Raw genomic sequence first — 4,946 nt, 5'->3', positions numbered from 1 at the left:
GCGCGTGCCTTCCTGTGCTTCGATTCGTTGTCAGCCGCGGCGCAGCCGCGCGAAGGAACGGTTGAGATGCTCGGCCGCGCCTTCCATCACGCGGACGGCGATGTCGTCCACGTGGCGCGCGGTCCACGGCTCCAGCGCCGTGCCCTTCACCCACTGGTTGAACGAGCCCAGCGCGGGGCCCGTCTGGATCTGGTAGTTCACGCGGTCCTCGCCCTTGCCTTCCATGGCGATGCGCGTGCAGTAGGCGAAGTACCAGCGGAACACCAGGGCCATCTTGTGCTTGGCATTGGCCTCGGCCTTGGCGATCTCGTGCTCCAGGCCCACCGAGCGGAAATAGGCGCGGGTCTCTTCCCAGATCTCGCCGAAGCTCTTGCGGAAGAACGTCGTCTCCAGCTGCTTGCGCGTGCGCTCGGGAATGTCCTCCAGGCTCTCGTGGTGGCGGTACAGCGACAGCAGCTTGTTGGCGCGCGCCGGGAAGAACACCGACTTCTTCAGCACCTGTACCTGCGCGCCGATCTCGAACATGTCGCCGGCCGGCGCGTACTCGGTGTCCTGGATGTCCATGGCCTGCAGCAGCGCCTTGCCGTCGGCGCTCATGCCCGACTCCACCGTGCACTGGTTGATCGAGCCGGTGACGATAAAGTCCGCGCCCAGCAGGAAGGCCGCGGCCGCGGCCTCGGGGCCGCCGATGCCGCCGGCCAGGCCCATGCAGATCGGCTCGGCATAGCCATGCGCGGCCTGCAGCTCGTCGCGCAGCTTCATCAACGGCGGCAGCATCACCGCCACGATGCCGCCGTCGGTATGGCCGCCGGAATCGGCTTCGACGCAGACGTCGTGGCTCATCGGCACCGACGGCGCCCAGGCCGCCTGCTCCGCCGTGACCAGGCCGCGTTCGAGCAGGCGCTCGACGATGGCCGGCGGCGGGGGGCTCATGAAAGCGCGCCCGACCTCCGGACGCGACACCTTGGCAATGACGCGATGCGTGCACACCAGCTCGCCTGCAGCGTTGCGCCGCAGTCCATTAAGGCGGAAACGCACCAGCGCCGGCGTCATCTGCATGAAGGCCGCCGCCTCCACGTTGCGCACGCCGTGGCGCAGGTAGAGATCCACCACCGCCTCTTCCTGCGCCGGGTACTCGTAGTTGGCGAGCAGGTTCATGCCATAGGGCTGGCCCGCATCGAGCTCCGCCTTGATGCGCAGCAGCCCCTGCTCGATCTTTGCCGGCGACAGTCCGCCGGCGCCGAAGAAGCCGAGCAGGCCGGCCTTGCCCATGCGCACCACCAGTTCGGCCGAGGCGACGCCGCGGTACATCGCGCCGCTCATATAGGCGTAGCGCACGCCGTGTCGGCGGCGGAACACCGCGCTGCCCAGCGAGGAGGCTTCGATCGCGCCGGGTTCGCCGCGCGGTGCGGTGAAGGACTCCGCCGGCGTGCCGGCGTCATCGGCACGGGGAACGATGGCAGGCGCTACCGGCGCGGCATCGTCCTCGTCGTCGAAAATCGGCGTCTGCGTGCGGCGGATCTCCGTCACCATCTTGGACAGGATCGTGGCGCCTAGCTCCTGGAACTCCACCTCGCCCTTGCCCATCACATAGCGGATCGAATCCACCCAGTGCACGGGGGTGGCGATCTGGCTGGCCAGGGTGTCGGCGATGCGGCTGCCTTCGTACGGCCGTGCGGTGGCATTGGCGATCACCGTGGCCTTCGGCGCCTCGAAGCTGAAGCCGCGCAGGAACTCGGCGAATTCCGCCTGCACCGGCCGCATATGGCGCGAATGGAACGGCGCGCTGACGTTCAGCGGCACGTAGCGCAGCTGCATCTTCTCGAACAATTGCGCCGCCGCCGCAAGCGCCTCGTGGTCGCCCGCGATGATCGTCTGCGTGGGCGTATTGAGGTTGGCGATATCGATGCCGTGCAGGCGATGCTCCTGCAGCATGCCGCGCAGGTCCTGCGCCGACGGCCCCATCACCGCGGCCATGCCGCCGCCGCTCGCGCGCCCCATCAGCTCGCCGCGCTTCTGCACCAGCCGCAGGCCGGTTTCGAAGGAGAACACGCCGGCCGCGTGCAGGGCGTTGTACTCGCCCAGGCTATGGCCGGCGAAGATGACGGGCGCATCCGTGGCCCCGCCGGCTTGCACCTGGTAGTAGTGCAGCGCGTTGACCACGTACAACGCGGGCTGCGTGTACTGGGTCTTGGAAAGCAGGCCGTCGCGGTCGTTGAGGCACAAATCTTCCAACGAATAACCCAGGATTTCCGACGCCTTGCGCACCTGCTCGGGAAAGAGCGGGAACAACTCCTTGCCCATGCCTTTGAATTGCGAACCCTGGCCTGGAAAGATGACTGCCTTCATGGGGTGTGACTCCGGTAGTTGTCCGTTACTTACCTGTCCCTTGCCTGCCGCTGCCGTTCGCGCGGGTCTGGGCAGCAGCGCATCGAGCCGCGCGAGATCGCCGCCGGAAGACGACAGGATCGGGCGGATCTGCGCGCCTCCGACCGGCAGCGCGTGTTTCAGCAGCGTCGCCATCGTCCCGGCGGGGCTGGCGTCGATATAGCGATGGCCCTCTGGCGCACCGATCGCCGCCAGTGTTTCCGGCAGGCGGATGGGATCGCGCACGACGGACCAGAAATCGGTGGGCGTCATCGCCGGCAGCACGGCGCCCGCGGTGCAGCAGGCGACGGGCAGGTGGCCGGTTTTCGGCGCGAGCGTGCGCAGGAAGGCTTCGTACGGCGCCTTCGCCGCGTCGACCCAGCGCGAGTGGAACGGAAACGCCACGGGCAGCCGCTGGAAACTCATACCGCGCTGGCGCAGCAGATATTCCACGGCCTCGCCGTTGGCTTCCGGCAGCGACAGCACCGTATGCCTGGCGAAGTTGCGCGCGCCGATTTCGCACAGCGCGAGCAACGCCGCGTCGAGATAGAGCTGCGGATCGCCGAGCACGGCGATCATGCGCCCGGGTTCGGCATGTGCTTCGACCGCCAGCGCCTGCTCGATCACCGCCAGCAGCGCGGCGTCCGCATCGATCCAGCCGGCGGCGGCCGCGGCGGCGAACGTGCCGAGGCTGGAGCCGAGCACCAGGTCGAACTGCAGGCCGCGTTCGCGCAGCGACGTCGCCAGCGCATGCTCGACCATGAAGATCGCGGCATGGCTGTGCAGCAGGCGCGTCAGCGGTTCATGGCTGCTCTGCGCGGGATACAGCAAGGCCAGTACGGACTCGCCGCAACGCTCGCGCACCACCCCGTCGGCGTGCTGCATGCTCGCGCGGAAGCATGCATCGCCTTCGAACAATTCACGCCCCATCCCCACGTGATGGGTACCCTGCCCCACGAACGAAAGTACGGTTTTCACGAGCGACGCATCCATACTGGCTCATGGCTCCGCTGCACGGCCGCGGTGACGGCCGTGCGCACACGGAAACCATGGCTGACCGTGCAGCCAACTCCCCTCCCCCAAGGGGCATCACGATGACGATCCCCAACAGATCGTCAGTAACGCAAAACGAACCGCGCCGCGGCGCTAGCGGCGCACGCTGGCGCCGAGCGACGTCGGACGCATGTCAGTCCACGTCGCTCCGATGAATTCGAGACAGGCCGCCTTCGGCCCTTGCTTGCCCGCTTTCGCCCACCCTTGCGGCAGCGCCTTGTACACGGGCCAGGTCGAGTACTGGCCGTGCTGATTGACCACGACTTCGTAAAGTGTTTCCGACGGGCGCGAACCGGTAGACATGCGTACTCCTAACGAGGGACGTCCTGGCGCGGACGCGCGCACGACGTTTCAGATCCATGGAAAACGATGCTGATGCGGCAGGAATGGCGGCAGGCACGCGCGCCTGCTGGCGCGCTGAGCGGCATGCTTGACCCTCCCCTCGTAGATTCTTCAAACAATGCGCGCGGCTTTGCAAGCCGCAAGTTTTTGCGTTGCCGTGTGCAGTTGGCGTTTTCGCCGATTCGTCGGCGTATTGCGCAGGTACGCGACCGGTGCGCGCGCACCCGGCTCACTGGTAGGCGATGCGTTCTTTGGTGAACAGGAAGGGCCGCGAACGCTAGCGTCCGCGGCGGGCGCTCAGGCGCCGTCGTTCGATTCGTTCAACATGGTCAGCACGCCGAACGATTTGTGGCTCACCTGGCCGCTGGCCGCCTGCACGGCATCGGTCGCTTTCGCCGCGGCGTCGGCCTGCCCCATCACCTGCTCGACGATCTCGATCTGTTCCGGACTGCCGAAGGGACTGGTCAGCATCGGCGACAGCAGGGAAATCAGGCGCGCCAGCACCACGGCATCGCTCAGGGTTTCGCCCATGCCGAGCGAGGCGATGAGTTCGTCCATGTCCTCGCCGGCGAGCAGGCCGGACAAGCTCTTGAGGATGAAGTGCAGGCGCATGCCCAGTTCGTTGCGCGGCAGTTCCGGCAGCGCTCGCGAGAACGCTTCGAAGAAACGCCCGAAGATCGGGCGGTAATGCTCCTGCAGATGGTCGCGGATAAACGGCGAGGCGTCGCTGTAGACGCGGCCGAGCAGGCGCATGAAGGCAGGACCGCCGGCGGGATCGCGGCTGAGCCGCAGCGCCGGCACGAACAGGATGCTCAACACGGCCGACGCATGCAGCGGCTTGCCGTCCGCCTCCTGTTCGCAGGCGGCCAGCAATTGCAGGCGCTCCTGGTTGAGGCGGTCGAGCCGCTTGGACAGCAGCTCCTGCACCAGCAGTTCCTTGCTGCCGAAGTGGTAATTCACGGCGGCCAGGTTGGCGTCGGCGAGCTGGGTGATCTGCCGCAGCGACATGGATTCGAAGCCGCGCTCGATAAACAGCGCTTCGGCTGCCTGCAACAGGCGGATACGGGTATTTCCCGACGCGGTCACTTGGCTATTCACGCGTAAATTCTCACCTTTGCCGTTCTGCCCGATCCTACCAGCACGGACGGACCATAACCGGCATGAAAACGAGTTCAATATCCAGA

General features: G+C 66.7%; 3 protein-coding genes. All 3 read right to left on the bottom strand.

Annotated features, from left to right (window positions below):
* Nucleotides 1-30: 30 nt before the first annotated feature.
* The 3 genes from fabD to ISN75_RS07235 all read right to left on the bottom strand — a co-directional run bounded on the left by fabD (nucleotide 31) and on the right by ISN75_RS07235 (nucleotide 4,860).
* Entirely contained in the window at nucleotides 31-3,345 is a 3,315-nt protein-coding gene (gene fabD / locus ISN75_RS07245; protein ID WP_343818913.1) for an ACP S-malonyltransferase, read from the bottom strand.
* 168 nt (nucleotides 3,346-3,513) lie between these two features.
* Nucleotides 3,514-3,723, bottom strand: coding sequence for an MbtH family protein (locus tag ISN75_RS07240; RefSeq protein ID WP_168648571.1), 210 nt, complete (start codon nucleotides 3,721-3,723; stop codon nucleotides 3,514-3,516).
* 336 nt (nucleotides 3,724-4,059) lie between these two features.
* Nucleotides 4,060-4,860, bottom strand: a complete 801-nt coding sequence (locus ISN75_RS07235) for a TetR/AcrR family transcriptional regulator (protein ID WP_343203597.1) — start codon at nucleotides 4,858-4,860, stop codon at nucleotides 4,060-4,062.
* Nucleotides 4,861-4,946 lie beyond the last annotated feature (86 nt).

It is taken from the genome of Dyella marensis (genome assembly GCF_049532885.1).
Classification (GTDB): Bacteria; Pseudomonadota; Gammaproteobacteria; order Xanthomonadales; family Rhodanobacteraceae; genus Dyella_D; species Dyella_D marensis.
The sequence above is the reverse complement of the archived record's forward strand: the minus strand, read 5'-3'. Positions and strand labels throughout refer to the sequence as shown.